The organism is Enterobacter cloacae complex sp. 2021EL-01169 (genome assembly GCF_020733125.1).
Classification (GTDB): Bacteria; Pseudomonadota; Gammaproteobacteria; order Enterobacterales; family Enterobacteriaceae; genus Enterobacter; species Enterobacter roggenkampii.
Map to the genome: position 1 here is coordinate 189,034 of NZ_JAJFTC010000001.1, position 20,864 is coordinate 209,897.

Below are 20,864 nucleotides of genomic sequence, written 5' to 3' on the forward strand. Positions count from 1 at the left end.
GGTTTATCAAATGAGGAAAAACCATAATTTCTAAAGGGGATTGTCTGTCAGTAACGGACACGTCCTGATTTTTTATAGCCTGCGTATCGTCAGGTAACTGTTTTGATATCATCCTGTTAAATAACAGCTATCAGAAAGCCAACCCTGAAACAGGGGCTTCCGCTTTTCGGCACAGCCTGGTTCCGGTTTTCAGGCGATCGCTTTTTTTTCACTTCCCTCTCGACAGCGTGATTTTTTTCAGGTTATTTTCTAAGCACGCCACATCGGTGGCAGCGTCGCTCGGACGGTCCGGGCGCTAACGTTAATCTGAGGAATCTATGGCTGAATTCAGTCCTGAACGCCGTTTTACGCGTATCGATCGTCTTCCCCCTTATGTTTTCAATATCACCGCTGAACTGAAGATGGCTGCGCGTCGGCGCGGCGAAGATATTATTGATTTCAGCATGGGTAACCCTGACGGCCCAACGCCACCGCATATCGTTGAAAAACTCTGCACGGTTGCCCAGCGTCCGGATACGCACGGCTACTCGACCTCGCGCGGTATTCCCAGATTACGTCGCGCGATCTCGCGCTGGTATCAGGATCGCTATCAGGTTGATATCGATCCGGAAAGTGAAGCGATTGTCACCATCGGCTCGAAAGAGGGGCTGGCACACCTGATGCTGGCTACGCTGGATCATGGCGATACGGTGCTGGTACCGAATCCCAGCTACCCAATCCACATCTACGGTGCGGTGATTGCCGGGGCGCAGGTCCGTTCGGTTCCGCTGGTGGAAGGGGTCGATTTCTTTAACGAACTGGAACGTGCGATTCGCGAAAGCTATCCGAAACCGAAGATGATGATCCTCGGTTTCCCGTCGAACCCAACGGCCCAGTGCGTGGAGCTCGATTTCTTCGAGAAAGTGGTCGCGCTGGCGAAGCGTTATGACGTGCTGGTGGTTCACGATTTAGCCTATGCCGACATCGTGTATGATGGCTGGAAAGCGCCATCTATTATGCAGGTCCCGGGCGCGCGTGACGTGGCGGTAGAGTTCTTCACCCTGTCGAAAAGCTACAACATGGCGGGCTGGCGTATTGGCTTTATGGTGGGTAACAAAACGCTGGTGAGCGCACTGGCGCGTATTAAGAGTTACCACGACTACGGCACCTTCACGCCGCTGCAGGTTGCGGCTATCGCTGCTCTTGAGGGCGACCAGCAGTGCGTCCACGAGATTGCCGCTCAGTATAAGCGCCGTCGCGACGTGCTGGTAAAAGGCTTGCATGAAGCGGGCTGGATGGTGGAAATGCCGAAGGCGTCCATGTACGTCTGGGCGAAAATTCCGGAACCATACGCGGCGATGGGATCGCTGGAGTTTGCCAAAAAGCTGCTGCAGGATGCGAAGGTGTGCGTATCACCGGGCATTGGCTTTGGTGATTATGGCGACACCCATGTGCGGTTTGCCCTGATTGAAAATAGCGACCGCATTCGTCAGGCGGTGAGGGGCATCAAGAGTATGTTCCGGGCCGACGGGCTTCTCTCCTCGAAGAGCGTGGCTGAAAATCCCGCGTCATCATGACATAAAAAAACAGGAGCCAATGGCTCCTGTTTTTTTGACTGCATGTTCTTCACTAGATCATCAGGGCAAAGGTTCCGGCCCAGACTAAAACAATCACCGAAATGCCCATAAAGAAATATTTCACGTTTCATCGCTCCGCGTATCTTGTGGTACGCATTTAAAAACAGAGTCCACCTGATTATAGAGAACTGAAATCCGGTCAAAGCGGAAATGAGAATTTTCCCGTTTCACCGCTCACTCCAGCTCAGAATTCTGTGCTTTCCTGTTGCCAGACGGCGCTAATGTACGCCTAAAAATGAGGGGTGACAAGAGGGATTTTTTTAAATAATTTCCGTCACTTACGAGTGTCGTGGAACGGCGACAGTTTGATTTCGCATCGCAATAAATTCACTTTGGGCGACGCAATGAAAAACGGTTTCTTAACGGATGACAGGTGATTGAAAAGGTTAGTTTCTTAGCGAAACTAACCTTTCTGAAGAGCTTAAATATAGAGCGAGGCTTCGCCAATAGGGCGGGTTTTGAAACGACGATGCATCCACAGATACTGCTCTGGCGCACGCATGATTTCAGTTTCGATGACTTTATTGATAAACGCCGCGGCTTCGCACTCGTTTTCAGGATAGTTAGCCATCTCAGGAGAGATGTGCAGACGATAGCCTGATTTATCTGCTTTTCTCACCATCGTCACGGTCAGCATGGAAGCGCCCGACAAACGAGAAATGACAAAGGTGCCGTTGGTCGTCGCAACATCTTTAACCGCAAAGAAAGGCGCAAAGCTGCTGCCTTTACGTCCATAATCCTGATCGGGGGCAAACCAGACGGCTTCACCTTTCTTCAGAGCCCCGACCATACCGCGCAGGTTATTACGGCTGATCATCGCCTTATTCGAACGCATGCGGCCACGCGTTTGTACCCACTCCATCAGCGGACTGTTGTGTGGTCGATAGGTCGCCATCATTGGCTGGCACAGGCCCATCACGCGGCCACCCAGTTCCAGCGACATAAAGTGAACGCCGACGACCATCACGCCGCGTTTTTGCATCTGTGCGCGTTTAAGGTTATCCAGCCCTTCCACGTCAAACCACTTGCGGACGCGCTCATCCGGCCAGAACCAGGCCATGCCGGTTTCAAGCAGCGCCATGCCGATAGACTTGAAGTTTTCAGCGATGAGTTTCTCGCGCTCTTCGGCATTGTAATGCGGAAAGCAAAGCTCAATATTTTTACGCGCGATGGATTCGCGGCGTTTCAGGAAGAAGCGGGAAGCACTGCCCAGTTTCGACCCCAGCAAACGCAGGACAGGGTACGGAAGTTGAACCAGCAACCAGAGAACGCCAAGACCAAACCATGTAAACCAGTAACGCGGGTGTATAAACGCGCGTTGAAATTTGGATTGAGACAAAATAGTAAAACCTATGTGAAGCCTGTAAAGGTAGCGCAGAGTTTGCGATACGACGTGCCGATAAGACCGTTCTTCAAGGTGATGGTTGCAGGCTTTACCGAACTTTACGGCGTTGCCTGGCCACTGCTGATTTGGGCGGGCGGCGTAATGTAGCACCGTTATACGATATGTGCTATTACTCGTTTTTGATTAAAAAAGCGGCAGTTAAGGAGGTGCTTGATTTTACAGATTTTATAGAAAGTCGCATTGAAAGCGTTTTTCCTGACTGAGCGGAGAGCAGAAGCCCTGGCGATCGGATGGAAGACGTAACGAAAAAGAATGGCATTGTTGAGTTACGGCAAATTAATTATTTCTCGTTTATTTCTTCCTTACCTAATAAATAAGAATTTTCTTTATGAAAAATCTTATTTATTATTCACATCCTCAATGGAATAGTCGTCTTTTATCACCTACTTTTCTCTTCTTTTAATCGTACTGCAATAAAATATTGCAGTTCTTTCTTGTTTTTTGACATAGTGTCGTGATGTAAATCAAAATAAGATGTTTTTATTAATATCTCTCTGACTGCAATCCCTTCGGCGATACAAATATTCGATTTGTGAGAAAAGAGTAGTTTCTTTTTCTGAGTTGATTGAGCAATTTGCGATAATGTATTAGTGGAAAATTCTTAAGAAAATTCTTGTATCGGATAAATGATCTGTGTATTTGATTTTGTTCCGATCATTATTCTATTATTGCGCATCAAGAACGATACCGTGAAGTTGGCATAGCAAAACAAAGAGGGATGATTAGATGGCTGACAGTTTTCAGAACGAGGTGCCTAAGGCACGTATTAACCTGAAGCTTGACCTGCATACTGGCGGAGCAAGCAAGAAAATGGAATTACCCTTGAAATTGCTTGTTACGGGTGATTTCAGCAACGGGCAGGAATCTGCGACAATATCTGAGCGTGAAAAGATTAACATCACCAAAAATAATTTTGATAGCGTTCTTTCCGAATATTCCCCAAAAGTTAACCTGGCCGTAAAAAATACACTGTCTGACGATGGTGGTGAAGACAACATTCAGCTGACTTTCCAGAGCATGAAAGATTTCACGCCAGAGCAGGTGGCTGCCCAAATTCCGCAGCTGAAGGCGATGCTGGCGATGCGCAACTTGCTTCGCGATCTCAAAGCTAACCTGTTGGATAACCAGACTTTCCGAAAAGAGCTGGAAAAAATCGTTGTTGACCAGTCGCTTAGTGCTGAGTTGCGAAATGAACTGTCCGCACTGGCTTCGAAACAACCTTAACCATCATGCTGTTTTAACGGATTAATCAAGGAATGCTCATGTCTGTACAAAATAATATTGCTGGCGGGGAAAGCGTGGTGCTGGAACGTCCTGCTGTGGGTGGTGTATACGCCTCACTGTTTGAGAAAATCAATCTGAATCCTGTCTCCGAGCTGAGTGCGCTGGACATCTGGCAAGATGCACAGGCGATGTCCGATGCGACCGCTGACGAGCGTCTGACCGCAGGTATGCAGGTCTTTCTGGAATGCCTGACTAAGGCAGGCTCGAAAGTCGAAAAACTGGATAAAAGCCTGATCGATCACCACATCGCTGAGCTCGATTACCAGATAAGCCGCCAGCTTGACGCCGTTATGCACCATGAAGAGTTTCAGGCAGTTGAGAGCCTGTGGCGCGGCGTGAAGTCGCTGGTTGATAAAACGGATTTTCGCCAGAACGTGAAAATTGAGCTTCTGAGCATGTCTAAAGAAGAGCTGCGTCAGGACTTTGAAGACAGCCCGGAAATCATCCAGAGTGGCCTGTATAAACACGCCTATATTGATGAATATGATACCCCAGGCGGCGAGCCGATTGCGGCGCTGATTTCCGCTTATGAGTTCGATGCTTCAGCGCAGGATGTCGCTCTGCTGCGCAACATCTCAAAAGTATCCGCAGCTGCACATATGCCGTTTATCGGCTCAGCAGGCCCGAAATTCTTCCTCAAGGAGTCAATGGAAGACGTCGCTGCGATTAAAGATATTGGCAACTATTTTGATCGCGCCGAGTACATCAAGTGGAAATCATTCCGCGATACGGACGACGCTCGCTACATTGGTCTGGTGATGCCCCGCGTACTGGGACGCCTGCCGTATGGCCCGGATACCGTTCCGGTTCGCAGCTTCAACTATGTCGAAGAAGTCAAAGGTCCGGATCACGACAAATACCTGTGGACGAATGCGTCGTTTGCCTTCGCGTCCAGCATGGTGCGTAGCTTCATCAATAATGGCTGGTGTGTACAAATCCGTGGCCCGCAGGCCGGTGGTGCGGTTCAGGATCTGCCTATCCATCTGTATGACCTGGGTACCGGCAATCAGGTAAAAATCCCGAGTGAAGTGATGATCCCTGAAACGCGTGAATTCGAATTCGCGAATCTGGGCTTTATTCCGTTGTCCTATTACAAAAACCGCGATTACGCCTGCTTCTTCTCGGCGAACTCCACCCAAAAACCGGCGCTGTATGACACCGCTGATGCGACCGCCAACAGCCGCATCAACGCGCGTCTGCCGTACATCTTCCTGCTGTCGCGTATCGCCCACTACCTGAAGCTGATTCAGCGCGAGAACATCGGTACCACTAAGGATCGCCGACTGCTGGAACTGGAGCTGAACACCTGGGTCCGCACTCTGGTGACCGAAATGACCGATCCGGGTGACGAGCTACAGGCGTCTCATCCACTGCGTGATGCAAAAGTGGTGGTGGAAGATATTGAAGATAACCCGGGCTTCTTCCGCGTGAAATTGTATGCGATTCCGCACTTCCAGGTGGAAGGGATGGACGTCAACCTGTCGCTGGTTTCCCAGATGCCGAAAGCGAAATCGTAATAACAGGCAGGAAGCCGATGAAAACGGAACAACCGTTATGGGGTAGGGGCATTATGGTCGCTCCCCAGCATTTTCAGCAACAGGTCGCGTATGCGGCCTGGTCTGCCGAGTGTATTGCCCGGCTGGGCCTCTCCTGCCCGTGGGGGGTAATAAATGCTACCTTCGAGCCGGAAGCGCTCAGGCTTGGACGTCTTCAGGCCCATCATCTGCATGTCCGTTTTCAGGACGGTACGCTGATTGATACAGACAATGCTGATTCGCTGCCACCGGTACTGTCGCTTGAAAGCGAATCGCAGGAGGTGACGGTGGTGCTGGCGCTCCCGCTACTGCGGGCGAACGGCGGCAACTGCCTGAAACCCGATGAGGTGGCCGAGCGTCCGGTGCGATATCGTCAGCGCTGGCGGGATGTACGCAATACCTTCGGGGAAGATACTCGTCAGATTGCCGTGATGCAGCCTGAACTGACGCTGCGTTTTGCCCATCAGAACAACAGCGATTATCTGACTTGTCCGGTCACCCGCCTGCAGCAAGACTCGCAGGGGACATGGCTATTGGATGAAACATTTCTTCCTCCGCTGTTGACCCTCCAGGGCAGCCGTTGGCTGGTTACCCAACTGGAACAACTACTGACACAACTGCGGGCGCGACTGTGCCGTCTGATGGCAATGCGGCGTGAAAGCAATGAGCGCATGGCTGATTTCGCCGTGGCAGATGTATCACTATTCTGGCTGCTCAACGCGCTGAACAGTGCCGAGCCCGTGCTGGGTCAGTTCCAGCGTAATCTTCAAAGCCCACCGGAACGTCTGTATCCGGAACTTTCTCGCCTTGCGGGGAGCCTGCTGACCTTTTCCCTGGAACATCAGGTGAGCGCCATACCGGCCTGGCATCACGAGCAACTCAATGCGGTATTTCCACCGCTGTTTGATTTGCTTGGCGATCTGCTTGAAGCCAGCCTGCCGTCACGCGTGGTGGCCCTGGCACTCGACTATGACCCACGGCTGCACTTCTGGCAGGCTCGCCTGCATGACCCGCGTCTGCGCGAAGGGGCTGATTACTATCTTTCTGTGCGCTCACCGATTCCGGTGGCGCAACTGCAGGAGCAGTTTCCGCGCCAGTGTAAGGTGGGCAGCCCTGACCATGTGCGCGGGATCGTCAACTCTTCCCGCGTGGGCGTGCCGCTGACGCCGCTGCGCCATGTGCCAGCCGCCATTCCACTGCGTCTGGAAAATCAGTATTTCAGTCTCGATCTCTCCCATCCTCTGGCGACTGAAATGCTCCAGAGTGGGACATGTATGTTTTACGTCCCGGGCATGCTCGGCGAGCCTGAACTTGAACTCTTTGCGGTATTGAGAACATGAGTGAACGTAAACACGGCGCTGTCGTGTCTGTTGATATTGACGCACTGCTGCAGGATACCTGGCTTCAGGTCATCAGCCTTCGCTATGGCCCGCAGTTTCAGGAAGGCGAAGGTCGGGTCTTGTGGGAACGCTGTATCGCTGATGTGGAACGCGTTCAGCGTGAACTAAAAGCGAGTGAACTCGATGAAGCCAGCTGTAAGCATATCCTCACTGCACAATGTGCATTGCTTGATGAGGCGGTCAAAGGGCGCGGTGTAGAGGATGATGCCTGTGTGCAGTGGTATGACATTCCTCTGCAGGGACACTTCCTCGGCACAATGGATGCGGGTGACACTTTATGTGACAGGATGCGCGATGTGCTGCGTGAACCTGCTCCAGATAATGCCGTACTGACCTGCTTCCAGCGGGTAATGATGCTCGGATTCCTGGGAAACTTTCGTGCGCTAAACGATCCGGAACGCCAGAAGCTGGTCAGCGCCCTCAATGAGCGTGTTACACCGTTCAGCTACCCGCAGACCCATCCCGTTCTGGCAGAGAGCCGCAGCGGACGGGGAGCGGGAGGCTGGCTAGCGTCATGGCCCGCGCGTATCGGCCTGAGCGTGATTGTTCTTGCCGCACTCTGGTGGGGACTGGATCGCTGGCTCGATCAGATGCTGCTGACCCTGTTGCCGGGAGTCGTAAAATGAGTCCTGTACAACAGCGCGGGCTTGCGCTGTGGGCTGCCCTGCTGAGTGCTGTGGTCTGTCTGGCTTTTCTGCCGTTAACCCGGCTGGCTTCAGTGCTCGTTCTGCTGGCGATGATCGGGGTTATCGTCGCGTTCTGGTATATCGCCAGACCTCGTGCGGAGCATGACGTCAACCTGCGTCTGGATGACCTTCCTGAAACTACTTACCGTCAACCTGTGGTGCTGGTTTGTGGCGATATGCCTTTGACCTGGCCGCAGCAGTCACCAGTACTGATCGTCACGCAGGGATGCTGGATCCGCGTTGAGGACCATCAGGATCTGGAGCAGGTTGCCCGTCAGATTCTGTGGCAGCGCCCGGACTGGGGGCGTCAGCTGTCGGTGATGGTCAGTGTCTGCCCGCAGAAACATGTCGACAGCGAAGCCCTCACCAGTCGCCTGCTGGCTCTGCGCTGGCAAATCAGCCAGTTGCGTAAAGAAACGGGACAGTCTGTGCCACTCATTCTGAATGGTCAGATTGGCAGCGCGATGACGGATGACATGCTCTGGCAGGCCGCTATTCCGGGTGAAGGGTGGACTGTCTGGCGTGAGTCGAATGCGCCTTGTTCGATCGCCGCGTGGGTCACCACTGGCGGTGCGCCTGTAATGCAGCAGCAGGTGCTGATGAACAGCCTGATGAGCTGGTTCCATCAGCATGTCCAGGCGGTATTCATCGATGAGAATCCTGATGTTCCGGTCATTGCACCTGCAGCGCTGCTGTGGGGAATGGGACCGATTCTTGCCGGAAGCCTTGCGTCCTCTGCCTGGACGGCATGGTTATCGCGTCATACTGCCATGCAGCAGGTAGCCGGCTGGCAACCGGTAGGGACGGACAGCACGGTGATATCACCCTTCCCGGATTTCATCCTGCCGCTGCTACCGGAAGGAAGTGGACTTACTCCCCGCGCCCGCACCTGGCGCTGTGCCCTTGGTCTTTTCACCCTGGCGGCCATCGCCGCGCTGCTGAGCAGTGGCTGGAACAATCGCCAGTTGCTGCATCGCGTGAGCTTCGATATAGCCCGTTACGACAGTCTCTCCATGGATGACTACGGCCCGAAGGCTAGCGCCGTTGCGGCCCTTCGTGAGAATGCGGCGCTGCTGGATGACTATGCACGTAACGGTGTACCGATCCGGCTGGGCCTCGGGCTTTATCAGGGGGAACGTCTACGGATACCCCTACTGGAAGCGATCCGCTCGTATATGCCGCCGCCTCCTAAACCGCAGCCAACCCCAAAACCAGTACCGAAAATAGTGAGGCTCGACAGCATGTCGCTGTTCGATTCCGGCAAGTCCGTGCTGAAAGCGGGTTCCACCAGGATGCTGGTGAATTCACTGGTTGGCATCAAAGCGAAACCGGGCTGGCTGATTGTCGTGTCTGGGCATACCGATAACACCGGCAATCCGCAACTTAACCAGACGCTGTCTCTGAAACGCGCCGAAGCGGTACGCAACTGGATGCGGGACACGGGCGACGTGCCCGAAAGCTGTTTTGCGGTGCAGGGCTATGGCGAAAGCCGTCCTGTCGCAACCAACGACACCCTGGAAGGGCGTGCGCTCAACCGCCGTGTCGAAATCAGTCTGGTACCGCAGGCGAATGCCTGTCAGATACCCGGCAAACACCCGGCGCCATCGCAGGATGATGGCGTCTCAGAAAATAAAACGGAGTAATTAACATGGCAATTCCTGTTTATCTTTGGCTGAAGGACGACGGCGGCGCGGACATCAAAGGGTCTGTTGACGTTCAGGATCGTGAAGGCAGCATCGAAGTGGTTGCACAGGAGCATAACCTGTACATCCCGACCGACAACAACACCGGCAAGCTGACTGGCACCCGCATCCACACGCCGTTCCTGTTCACGAAGGAAATCGATTCCTCCAGCCCGTACCTGTACAAGGCGGTGACCACCGGTCAGACCCTGAAATCCGCTGAGTTTAAGTGGTACAAAATCAACGACGCGGGCCAGGAAGTGGAGTACTTCAACACCAAACTGGAAAACGTGAAGGTAGTGAAGGTGAATCCTGAAATGTATGACATCAAGGATCCTTCTAAAGAGAAGCACAACCACCTTGAACGCGTTGAACTGCGTTACGAAAAAATCACCTGGACCTACAAAGACGGCAACATCATTCATTCCGATTCCTGGAACGAACGCGCCACGGCGTAATCCTGATGCGGGCAGGTTTTCCTGTCCGCAGTTTTTTGCTGAGTGCCTGAGATGCGGGCACTCAGCAAAGAAAAAACAATCTGCCTGCCTGACCTTATGCGCTTTGGTGAACAGCGAGGGGCGGTAGCGTGTCCAGGAACCGACAAAGAGAGAATTTCATGGAAAATCCAGCCATCCTGTTACGTCGTCTGAACCCTTACTGTGCCCGAGCGATGGAAGGCGCAGCTTCGCTCTGTCAGACCCGTGCCCATGCCGAAATTCTGCCGGAGCACTGGCTGCTGAAGCTGCTGGAGCAGGGGGAGGGTGACCTGACGGTGCTGGCGCGTCGCTATGAATGGGATATGGATAGCATCTGGCAGGATTTGCTTGGCTGGCTCGACAGACAACCTCGCTCCGTGCGCCATCGGCCCCAGCTCTCTGATGACATCCAGACTCTGATGCAGCAAGCCTGGCTACTTGCCTCACTCAATGGCGAAGAGCACATTCGCAGCATCCATCTGCTGATGGCTCTGGTGGAAAAACCAAAACTGGCATGTTGTTACGGCCTTTGGCCGTTGTTAACGCTTGCTCAGAGCCAGCTGGAGCGCCTGCGACCGTTGCTGGATGCGCAATCGGATGAACGTCCGGAAATGCAGCGAGAAGCCGAGCTGGCACAGAACCACGGTGGTGAGGTGGAGTTTGTCGGGCGTCCGGCTGGTGTGGAAATGAAAGAGGGGGAACTGAGCCCTGCGCTGCAGAACACGCTGGATAAATTCACCCTCGATGTCACCGCCAAAGCGAAGGAAGGGAAGATCGATCCGGTGTTTGGCCGTGACACAGAAATCCGTCAGATGGTGGATATCCTCTCCCGTCGCCGCAAAAACAACCCGATCCTGGTCGGCGAGCCGGGCGTGGGGAAAACCGCACTGGTTGAAGGCCTGGCATTGCGTATTGCCGAGGGTAATGTGCCTGAATCACTGAAAACGGTCACTCTGCGTACCCTTGACCTGGGCCTGCTGCAGGCCGGTGCAGGCGTGAAAGGCGAGTTCGAACAGCGGCTGAAAAACGTCATCGATGCGGTGCAGCACTCCCCGTCCCCGGTCCTGCTATTTATTGATGAAGCGCATACCATCATCGGCGCGGGCAACCAGGCGGGGGGCGCCGATGCAGCGAACCTGCTGAAACCGGCGCTGGCGCGTGGTGAACTGCGTACCATTGCGGCCACTACCTGGAGCGAGTACAAGCAGTACTTCGAACGCGACGCGGCCCTGGAGCGTCGTTTCCAGATGGTAAAAGTCGATGAGCCTGACGATGACACCGCCTGCCTGATGCTCCGTGGTTTGAAATCCCGCTACGCCGAGCACCATCACGTGCACATTACCGACGATGCGGTGCGCGCTGCTGTTACGCTTTCCCGCCGCTATCTGACGGGCCGCCAGCTGCCGGACAAGGCGGTTGACCTGCTCGACACCGCCGCAGCGCGCGTCCGCATGAGCCTCGACACGGTGCCGGAACAGCTGACCTGCATTCGCTCGCAGATTACCTCTCTGGAAATGGAGAAGCAGGCGCTGCTGGAAGATATTGCTGTCGGCAATCAGAGCCATGGCGAACGCCTGACCGTCATTGAGCAGGAAGAGAACGCTCTTATCGTTGCTCTCGACGAGCTTGAAACGCAGTACGGGCAGGAACTGAAACTCACCGAACAACTGCTGGAAAGCCGCCAGGACCTCTCCCGTCAAAGCGAGACGCACGCGCTGCAGCAGGAACTGAACGGCATGCAGCACAGCAATCCGCTGCTCTCCCTGGATGTGGATGTACGCACCGTTGCCAACGTGATTGCTGACTGGACAGGCGTTCCGCTGTCATCGCTGATGAAAGATGAGCAGACCGAACTGCTGACCCTCGAAAATGAAATGGGTAAACGTGTCGTCGGGCAGGATGTGGCGCTCGAGGCCATCGCCCAGCGTCTGCGTGCGGCAAAAACGGGTCTCACCTCCGAGAATGGTCCGCAGGGCGTGTTTCTGCTGGTGGGACCGAGCGGGGTGGGAAAAACCGAAACCGCGCTTGCGCTGGCCGATGTCATGTACGGCGGTGAAAAGTCACTCATTACGATTAACCTCTCCGAATACCAGGAGCCGCATACGGTTTCCCAGTTGAAGGGTTCCCCTCCGGGCTACGTCGGTTATGGCCAGGGCGGCATTCTCACCGAAGCGGTGCGCAAGCGCCCGTATAGTGTGGTTTTGCTCGATGAAGTCGAAAAAGCCCACCGCGACGTGATGAACCTGTTCTATCAGGTCTTTGACCGCGGCTTTATGCGCGACGGCGAAGGACGTGAAATCGACTTCCGCAACACCGTCATTCTGATGACCTCGAATCTTGGCAGCGACCACCTGATGCAGCTGCTTGACGAACAGCCGGAGGCCAGCGAAGGCGATCTTCACGAGCTGCTGCGTCCGATACTGCGCGATCACTTCCAGCCGGCGCTGCTGGCCCGCTTCCAGACCGTGATTTACCGCCCCCTCTCGGAAGCAGCCATGCGTACCATCGTGGAAATGAAACTCTCACAGGTCAGCAAGCGCCTGCATCGACACTACGGCCTGAGCACGCATATTGATGAGAGCCTGTATGACGCGCTGACCGCCGCCTGCCTGCTGCCGGACACCGGCGCGCGCAACGTCGACAGCCTGCTCAACCAGCAGATTCTGCCGGTGCTGAGTCAGCAACTGCTGACCCACATGGCCGCGAAACTGAAACCACAGTCATTACGCTTTAGCTGGAGTGAGGAAGAGGGGATCGGGCTGGAATTTGATGTGAAACAGGGAGTGGACGCATGAGTAATAATCCTCCATTAAGATACAGCCATAACCACCACCTGCTGGCGGTGAAGGGATGTGAAGCAGAACTCGATGTGCTGGCGTTTGAAGGCGATGAAGCCCTGAGCACGCCGTTCCGCTATCGTATTGAATTCACCAGCAGTGACCACGCTATCGCCAGAGAGGCGATGCTGATGAAGCCCGGTTCGCTGACGCTGCAGGCCCCGGTAGAACAGGGTTACGGCATTAAAGTGCAGCAGGCCGTGCGCACCCTTCAGGGCGTGGTGACCGGTTTTGAACGCCTCAGCACGTCAAAAGATGAAACCCGCTACGCCCTGACGCTCCGGCCACGTCTGGCGCTGCTCGACCGCTCGCACCAGAACGCCATTTACCAGGACATGTCGGTTCCGCAAATCGTGGAAAAAATCCTGCGCGAGCGCCACGGTATGCGCGGTCAGGATTTTCTGTTCTCGCTGTCAAAAGAATACCCGCGCCGTGAACAGGTGATGCAGTACGGTGAGGACGACCTGCACTTTATCACCCGCCTGCTGGGTGAGGTCGGCATCTGGTTTCGCTTCACCACCGACACGCGCCTCAACATTGACGTGGTGGAGTTTTACGACAGCCAGCAGGGGTATGAAAAAGGGCTGACGCTGCCGTCGGTACCGCCATCGGGCCAGCATTCAAAAGGCATGGATTCAGTCTGGGGAATGGAATGCCATCACAACGTGGTGCAGAAGCAGGTCAGCACCCGGGACTACAACTACCGTCAGGCCACGCAGGACATGAACACCCTGGTGGATGCGACCCGCGGGGATGTCACCACGTACGGTGATGCCTATCACTGGGCGGATAACTACCTGACGCCGGGCAGTACCTATGACCGCAACCCGGCCCCGGAGTCCGGGGCGTTTTATGCCCGCCTTCGTCACGAACGCTACCTGAATGGTCAGACCCGGGCGCAGGGCATCACCAGCTGTCCGACCCTCTCGCCGGGTCAGGTACTGAAAGTCACCGGCGGGTATGAAGTGGCCGACGTGTTTGCGCAGGGCGTGGTCATCACGGCGATGCATACGTATGCCCGCCGTGATAAGGACTTTGCGGTTGATTTTGACGGCATTCCGGACAGCACCGATTTTGGTTTCCGCCCGGAACCTGGCTCACGCCCGGTGATGGCTGGCACCCTACCGGCCCGCGTCACCAGCACCACCGAAAATGACACCTACGGGCATATCGATAAAGACGGTCGTTACCGCGTCAACATGCTGTTTGACCGTGATAACTGGGAAACCGGCTTCGAGAGCCTGTGGGTACGCCAGTCGCGCCCGTACGCCGGCGACACCTACGGCCTGCACCTGCCGCTGCTGGCGGGCACCGAAGTGGCGATTGGCTTTGAGGACGGTAACCCCGACCGGCCGTACATTGCCGGCGTGCTGCACGACTCGGCGCACGGCGACCACGTCACCATCCGCAACTACAAACGCAACGTCCTGCGTACCCCGGCGAACAACAAAATCCGCCTCGATGACGAGCGCGGAAAAGAGCACATCAAGGTCAGCACGGAGTACGGCGGCAAGAGCCAGCTGAACCTCGGCCACCTGGTCGACAGTGAGAAACAGCAGCGCGGCGAGGGGTTTGAGCTCAGGACGGACAGCTGGGGCGTGATACGGGCGCAGAAAGGGATATTTATCAGCGCTGACGGGCAGGCCAAGGCGCAGGGACTACAGCGCGAAATGCAGGCTGCGCTTAAAGAACTTGACACTGCCAGAGAAGTGACTTCTGGATTACGTCACGCCGCTCAGGCAGCCCAGGCGGAATTAGCTGATCTTGAGAAACAAACACTTCTGATGAATCAAACGCTTAGTGACCTTAAGCAGCAAGCGTTACTTCTGTCTGCCCCTTCAGGAATCGCGCAGGTCACCCCAGCGAGCGTACAAGTCTCGGCGGGGGAAAATCTAATAGTTACTGCTGGTAAAAATGCAGATATTAGCATTGCCAAAAAGTTAACTCTGGCGGTAGGTGATATTCTGAGCTTATTTGCGCACAAACTGGGAATAAAAATGTATGCCTCGGAGGGCAAAGTCGATATTCAGGCGCAATCGGACGAGCTGAATTTATTTTCTAAAGAAAAGCTATCCATCGCCAGTTCAGATAACAGTGTCGTCATATCCGCTAAGAAAGAGATCTATTTGGTTTGTGGTGGATCATTTATACGATTAAGTGATACGGGGATAGAAGTTGGTACTGGAAAAAACGTCACGTTGAAATGCATTGCGGTTCAACAGCAGCCTGCGGCGTCACTAAATTCAGCGCTTGGGCTACCTTCCGGCTGCAAACCCGGAGTTATTTCTGCAGCCCAGCAGCAAGGGGCTGTGGTGATGCTTAGCTAATATTTGAGGAGAAAAAGATGACCAGAAAATTAGCAGTGTTGGGCGACAGGACAAGCAACGGAAAAATCATTACCGCAACTGCAAATTACTTCAGTGAGGGTAAACAGGTGGCGCAAAATAATGATAGAGCCATCTGTACTATCTGTAAGGGGACATTCCCCATCCAGGCCACTGCCGCCGGTATCATCAGTAATGGCATGCTTCTGGTACAGGATCAGGACCGTGTGCTTTGCCAGTGTTCCGGCCATAAGGTGATAGCAGGCTCTAATTTTTTCACCAGCTGAATGAGAAATTATTTATCTGCAGGCTTAATTAGAAAAGGACGTGAATATGGCATGTCAGGGATTATGCACAGTGAAAGGCCTGACGGTACTGCCCGTACGCTATGCCGTTGTGCCGGAAAAAATTATTACCGCTTTACCGGGATGGGCGAACGATCCGTGCATTACCGGTATAGCCCTTGGCAATCACGAAAAGTACAGCCTCCGTGCGCTTCGTCAGGGTTACCTGTACGTTTTCTATGAAAAAGGAAAACAGGGCACCCATTACTGGCAGTGCTACAGCGTTGCGCCGGACGGCTCACTGTGGCTGCAGCAGGTGGCGTCTAATCCAGCTCCGGTGGATAAGGCGCTGTGTGAAACAGGGGAGCATATTGCGCAAAACGTTGAGTTTATGAGCATTGAATCACCGGATAAGTGCGGCAATGTGTGGTTTGCGTTCAGCCAGTATCCGTGGGAACAGGAGACGCTTGAACGGTATCGCTCAGATGCCAATGCCCGCAGTGAGAGAATGCAGAAAGTGGTACCCTCAGCGTCGGGGGCCCAGCGCACCAGAACAGGAACTGATGTCTCCGAAGCAAGCCTGAATCAGGTGCTGGACTATCAGGTGCCTTCTGTTTCGGGTCTGCTGCCCGGTCCGGATGATGCGAAAATTGTAAATGTCAGCCGGGTATCGTCGCTCTGGGATCCGACGGTGGATGATCCCTGGCGGGTCAATAATGATGCGGTGAAAATGCAGTCCAGCCTGTATCCCTGGGCAAAAAAACGCAGCGGCAGGGCCGCCGCGACGGTTACGGCCATGCAAAACCGAAGTGAGGGGATGACGCCGCTGCTGCTTCCACTATGGGATCCGGTGGGAATTGTTCATGAGCTAAACGGGTGGAGCCAGGATGTGCTCGGGCGTCAGGCGCAGTTTCTGCAGGAGCGGGAGCTTGAGTTCGCCACAAAAACCAGTCTTGATGCATTAAAAACGATGCTGGCTGACAAAGCGCAGGCGCGTGGTGAGGAGGTGTTGGAGCGATTTGCTCAGCCCAAAAACGCGATGTTGTCGGATAAATATCTGGATGCCCGTCTGAAAACGCTGGAGCAACGTTTTCAGGGCAAGCCAGACGTACTGGCGCAAATAAGAGCTGACGACAGGCTGGTCAGGGCGTGGCATGCACAAAATGTGACAGTCTCTTACCCGGAAAATGTTTTGCTGGATCCGCCGGAGCCGCTGGCGCTTCACCAGCAGAAGGTCGCAGCCATTAAAGCGCAGGTGGATAAGGAGCTGGCGGAACGTCCACAGAACTTCACTGATGCCCGTGCCAGAAGCTGGGCACCCTATCAGAAAAAGCTCAACACAGCCCGACAGGAGAATTTTGATACCTGCTACATGAGCCTGATTGACACGGTTAACGCTATCTTCCAGAAGCGTATCGTCAGCGTGGTGAACTGGCTCAGTGCGCCGCTGCTGCTGGCAGTGCTGGATGATTTCCACTGTGAGGCGCAGCGGGCAGGGCTGTTCTACCAGTCAGCGGTGGGGATGGCGATGCACGGGATTAACAGCTGTCCGGCAGGTGCCGCAAAGATAGACGGCTGGTGGAAGACGTACAGCGCTAAAAACCGTGAGAACCTGCTGTGGCGGCACGTGGCGGCCAATAACCCGCTGTTAATCAGCGAGCTGGAGCCGTATCTGGCAGCGGTGAAAACGAAGAAAGACGAAGACGTGACTCCGCTGACGGCGACCGCCATGACGGCCACCCTGATGCAGCAGGTCGGCAACATGAAAAAACTGGAGGGGTACTACCAGAAATCGCTGTCCACGGTGGTGAAGGGGCTGCGGGAAAATGCCAGCAAACTGGAAGTACAGCTCTTCAGTACGGATGCGTTTATCATCACGGTGGGAGACAGGGTAAGCCGTATTCTGCGGGTGGATAAGGCAGGCGAGAAGCTGGCGACCACGGCGTTCAGGCTGATATTTATGATAAGAGCGGGGATACCGTCAGAGACCGTCCACACGTTAGTGAATGAGTACCTCCGGGATGCCCCGGCGTTACGCCAGACGGTGCTGGCAGGTATCCGCAGCAGCGGGCGCTTTATGGCAAACCGGAATGAAGTCACCGTGATTAAACAGACGCTGAGCAGCAGGCTGGAAGAGCACTTTGCAACAGAAAAGGGCAGGGGCGAATACCGGCTGGCAGGGATAAACAGCCTGTTGCTGGTGCTGAATGCGCTCGATTTTATCTACCTGTGCGGACAGGTCAGGGATGAGAAGAAGCCGCTGGCGAGCCTGCTGGCCAGCGGTCTGGCGATGGTGAGCCAGGGGACGACGGTTATTTTACCGGCAATAGAAAAAGGGCTGGAGGCCGGTAAGCTTACGGTGTCATGGGTCAAGGGAGTTGGGGCGGCAGCGGCTGGGGGGGCTTCGGCGATTTCGGTGTTTACTGATGGTGCTTCAGCAGTAGATGAATTTAAGAATAAACGTTTTTGCCTGATGGGTGTGATGGTGTTGAAAACTTTTGTAGATGGACTGGCTGTCACAAAATCAGTTGGTCTTCTGCTGGAACAGTTTAGTAGACCGATGGCTAAAAAAGTAGCCGGAAAAATTACAGGTTTTTTGGCCTGGGAGTTTTTAGGGATCCGAATACTTGCAGTACTGATGACCTGGGAAGCCATGGTGGCGGTAACGTTGTTACAGGTGGTGGTGACCTGGATTTCTGACGACGAGCTTCAGATATGGTGTAAGAAATGCGTATTTGGCACAGCATCTTTCAACCGCAGTGTGGCAGACCAGAATAAAGCCCTGGAAGCAGCAATAAAGGATATCTCATGAATTCAGTTGAAAAACAGCAGATATGTTCGCGGTTTGTTGAGCCAGAGAAATTAGCAGACCTGCGTACAAAGCGGGAGATTGAGGTGATGAACGGCAGGCCGTGGACACGGGAGCTTCCCCCTCCGCCGGTATTGCCGCCTTATGGTCCTCTGGAAAAAATCAGCGGGCGGCTGCAGTCTTTCCGCAGCGAATGTTATCGGGAGTATTTTAATGCAAATGCCTACCGGACCAGCATATTGCCGGAGATATCAGATGACCAGCGCGGAGCTGCTGCCGCTGGAGCGATAGTTGCAGGGAGTCCTGGTGTCGGTGCTGTAATGATGGCTGAAAGCGAATCTTCGAATGATTCGGCGGAATATGTGCAGGGAATGATTAATGGCAAGCCCTTCCGCGGCTGGGTGGGCGTCACACGGCTTCAGGCTGGTGATAACGTGAACATGATTGTTGAATGGCAGCATGACCATTACGAGGTTTATGCCATTGCGTTACCGGAAGAGCGGATAGTGTCTGTATGTCCGAAATGTGATATGGGACATATTGCGCACATGCTTTGGCGGATAAAAAATATGTTTATTTTAACAGCTATACTCATGTTTATATTTGCATGTGTTTGCCTTGTTAAGTCTTTGAATGAGGTGGGTTGGGAACAGTTGGATTTTTGGAAGGAATATTTTGTTTTTCTCATGATGGTGTTAGGGCTGGCTTTTATATTTACTGGAGCGATTGCAATCGCTGCTTATAAAGCCTGTTCCTCCACCTGTTGCAAAGTGGCTGAAGAAATATTTCAGTTGCTGGGGATGAAACGCATCGCAACAGTCAATCTCAATAAAATAACAAAGAAGCACGAGAAAGAACTAATAAGTAATAGAGAGTGGCACGATCCAAGTGATAAAAATAGAGCTGCCTGCCCCAGTTCTAAATTTATTTATTCAGGGGAGTGGTGGTTTTACTATTAATTAAATGGATTACAGTATTTAAGTTTGCCGTTCCCGGTAACACCTGCACAAATTGAAAAATCTGGAGGGGCACTACCAGAAATCGCTGTCCACGGTGGTGAAGGGGCTGCGGGAAAATGCCAGCAAACTGGAAGTGCAGCTCTTCAGTACGGATGCGTTTATCATCACGGTGGGAGACAGGGTAAGCCGTATTCTGCGGGTGGATAAGGCAGGCGAGAAGCTGGCAACCACGGCGTTCAGGCTGATATTTATGATAAGCGCGGGGATACCGTCAGAGACCGTCCACACGTTAGTGAATGAGTACCTCCGGGATGCCCCGGCGTTACGCCAGGCGGTGCTGGAAGGTATCCGCCACAGCGAACGCTTTATGGCAAACCGGAATGAAGTCACCGCGAATAGACAGAGGATGAGCAGCAGGCTCGAAGAGTACTTTGCAACAGAAAAGGGCAGGGGTGAATACCGGCTGGCAGGGATAAACAGCCTGTTGCTGGTGCTGAATGCGCTCGATTTTATCTACCTGTGCGGACAGGTCAGGGATGAGAAGAAGCCGCTGGCGAGCCTGCTGGCCAGCGGTCTGGCGATGGTGAGCCAGGGGACGACGGTTATTTTACCGGCAATAGAAAAAGGGCTGGAGGCCGGTAAGCTTACGGTGTCATGGGTCAAGGGAGTTGGGGCGGCAGCGGGAGGGGCAGCTTCGATGTTTTCGGTGTTTGCTGATGGTGCAAGCACTTACGAAGAGTGGCATAACAATCGTTTTGTACTTTTCTCTTTACTGATTATTAAAGCAACGGTTGATGTCCTGGTTGTCACAAAATCAGTCGGTCTTCTGCTGGAGGCTATAAGTTCTGTTTTAGAAGTTAAAAGTAAAGAGAAAGCATCAAAAATAATCGGATTAGGTGGTAAATATATAGCCGATAAACTGGTAAACGCGATAATAATATTTATTTGCATGTTTATGTTTATGTTTATGTTTATGCTTCATGATGTTTTAAATTATAGGGGGATTTCTGATTATTGGGAGGTATATCAATATTCCTTGTGTGTGCTATTCGCTATATCATTAGTTCTCTCTGGGTTGATTGCTTATTTTGCATATAAGGCACATGCAAATAATTGTTGCAAGTTGGCTGAGGAAATATTTCAGTTGCTGGGGGTGAAGAATGTTGCAGTGGTCAATTTGAATAAAATAACAAAAAAGCGTGAGCAACATCTGAAAAATAAAGGAGGGCTCAGCTCGGATGATGTAAGTAAAATAGCTTGCCCCAGTTCTAAGTTTATTTATTCAGGGGAGTGGTGGTTTTACTATTAAATCGACAGCAAGGCAGGCTACTGCCGTCAGTAATAGCATTTTTCTGGTTCGGGATTAAACTCTGAAAATTAAATGATGGAAATATATTTGGAGTCAGAGTTCTGGCGATTTTACTGATCCGGGAAGCCATGATGTAATAACTTTGTTGAAGACAGCAGTGATCTGGATTTCAGACGATGAGCTTCAGATATGGTGTGAGAAATGCGTGTTTGGTGCAGCGCCCTTTAACCGCAGTGTGGCAGACCAGAATAAAGCCCT

The 20,864-nt window shown here is 53.4% G+C and carries 16 protein-coding genes; 14 read left to right on the plus strand and 2 right to left on the minus strand.

Annotation, left to right across the window (positions count from 1 at the left end):
* Positions 1–317: 317 nt before the first annotated feature.
* Positions 318–1,556 carry an alanine transaminase gene (gene alaC, locus LLF79_RS00885; RefSeq protein ID WP_008501582.1) on the plus strand — a complete coding sequence of 413 codons (1,239 nt, stop codon included), beginning with the start codon at positions 318–320 and terminating at the stop codon, positions 1,554–1,556.
* A 52-nt stretch (positions 1,557–1,608) separates the two neighbouring features.
* Here the strand turns inward: alaC and ypdK are convergent, their stop codons facing one another.
* A complete protein-coding gene (ypdK, locus tag LLF79_RS26960) occupies positions 1,609–1,680 on the minus strand; it encodes a membrane protein YpdK (protein ID WP_099458937.1) in 72 nt (23 codons plus the stop codon).
* 357 nt (positions 1,681–2,037) lie between these two features.
* Complete coding sequence (gene lpxP, locus LLF79_RS00895; RefSeq protein WP_119312287.1) at positions 2,038–2,958, minus strand: kdo(2)-lipid IV(A) palmitoleoyltransferase; 921 nt, start codon at positions 2,956–2,958, stop codon at positions 2,038–2,040.
* Between lpxP and LLF79_RS00900 the strand changes: the two genes are divergently transcribed.
* From LLF79_RS00900 to LLF79_RS00960, 13 genes are all read left to right on the plus strand, one after another.
* Positions 2,866–3,108, plus strand: a complete 243-nt coding sequence (locus tag LLF79_RS00900) for a hypothetical protein (RefSeq protein WP_227879275.1) — start codon at positions 2,866–2,868, stop codon at positions 3,106–3,108. The two genes, lpxP and LLF79_RS00900, sit on opposite strands and share 93 nt — an antisense overlap.
* A gap of 639 nt (positions 3,109–3,747) precedes the next feature.
* Positions 3,748–4,245 (plus strand): type VI secretion system contractile sheath small subunit, encoded by a 498-nt coding sequence (gene tssB / locus LLF79_RS00905; RefSeq protein WP_008501580.1) that lies wholly within the window; start codon positions 3,748–3,750, stop codon positions 4,243–4,245.
* A gap of 32 nt (positions 4,246–4,277) precedes the next feature.
* A complete protein-coding gene (tssC, locus tag LLF79_RS00910; protein WP_227879007.1) occupies positions 4,278–5,822 on the plus strand; it encodes a type VI secretion system contractile sheath large subunit in 1,545 nt (514 codons plus the stop codon).
* A gap of 17 nt (positions 5,823–5,839) precedes the next feature.
* The gene (gene tssK / locus LLF79_RS00915) at positions 5,840–7,180 is read left to right on the plus strand and encodes a type VI secretion system baseplate subunit TssK (RefSeq protein ID WP_046091494.1); all 1,341 of its coding nucleotides are present in this window, start codon (positions 5,840–5,842) and stop codon (positions 7,178–7,180) included.
* Positions 7,177–7,866, plus strand: a complete 690-nt coding sequence (tssL, locus tag LLF79_RS00920) for a type VI secretion system protein TssL, short form (protein ID WP_126289193.1) — start codon at positions 7,177–7,179, stop codon at positions 7,864–7,866. Before tssK ends, tssL begins: the two co-directional genes overlap by 4 nt.
* A complete protein-coding gene (locus LLF79_RS00925; RefSeq protein ID WP_045334231.1) occupies positions 7,863–9,569 on the plus strand; it encodes an OmpA family protein in 1,707 nt (568 codons plus the stop codon). Before tssL ends, LLF79_RS00925 begins: the two co-directional genes overlap by 4 nt.
* 5 nt (positions 9,570–9,574) lie before the next feature.
* The gene (gene hcp / locus LLF79_RS00930) at positions 9,575–10,066 is read left to right on the plus strand and encodes a type VI secretion system effector Hcp (RefSeq protein WP_023325816.1); all 492 of its coding nucleotides are present in this window, start codon (positions 9,575–9,577) and stop codon (positions 10,064–10,066) included.
* 158 nt (positions 10,067–10,224) lie between these two features.
* Positions 10,225–12,879, plus strand: a complete 2,655-nt coding sequence (gene tssH / locus LLF79_RS00935; RefSeq protein ID WP_227879008.1) for a type VI secretion system ATPase TssH — start codon at positions 10,225–10,227, stop codon at positions 12,877–12,879.
* Positions 12,876–15,248 (plus strand): type VI secretion system Vgr family protein, encoded by a 2,373-nt coding sequence (locus tag LLF79_RS00940; protein ID WP_206804381.1) that lies wholly within the window; start codon positions 12,876–12,878, stop codon positions 15,246–15,248. Before tssH ends, LLF79_RS00940 begins: the two co-directional genes overlap by 4 nt.
* Positions 15,249–15,265: 17 nt before the next feature.
* A complete protein-coding gene (locus LLF79_RS00945) occupies positions 15,266–15,532 on the plus strand; it encodes a PAAR domain-containing protein (RefSeq protein ID WP_227879009.1) in 267 nt (88 codons plus the stop codon).
* A 46-nt stretch (positions 15,533–15,578) separates the two neighbouring features.
* Positions 15,579–18,341 (plus strand): T6SS effector BTH_I2691 family protein, encoded by a 2,763-nt coding sequence (locus LLF79_RS00950; RefSeq protein ID WP_206804377.1) that lies wholly within the window; start codon positions 15,579–15,581, stop codon positions 18,339–18,341.
* Positions 18,338–19,297 carry a putative type VI secretion system effector gene (locus tag LLF79_RS00955; protein ID WP_063622201.1) on the plus strand — a complete coding sequence of 320 codons (960 nt, stop codon included), beginning with the start codon at positions 18,338–18,340 and terminating at the stop codon, positions 19,295–19,297. The genes LLF79_RS00950 and LLF79_RS00955 overlap by 4 nt, the downstream gene beginning before the upstream one ends.
* Before the next feature lie 52 nt (positions 19,298–19,349).
* Positions 19,350–20,606: a hypothetical protein gene (locus LLF79_RS00960; protein ID WP_227879010.1), complete on the plus strand. Its 1,257-nt coding sequence runs from the start codon at positions 19,350–19,352 to the stop codon at positions 20,604–20,606.
* Positions 20,607–20,864: the final 258 nt, after the last annotated feature.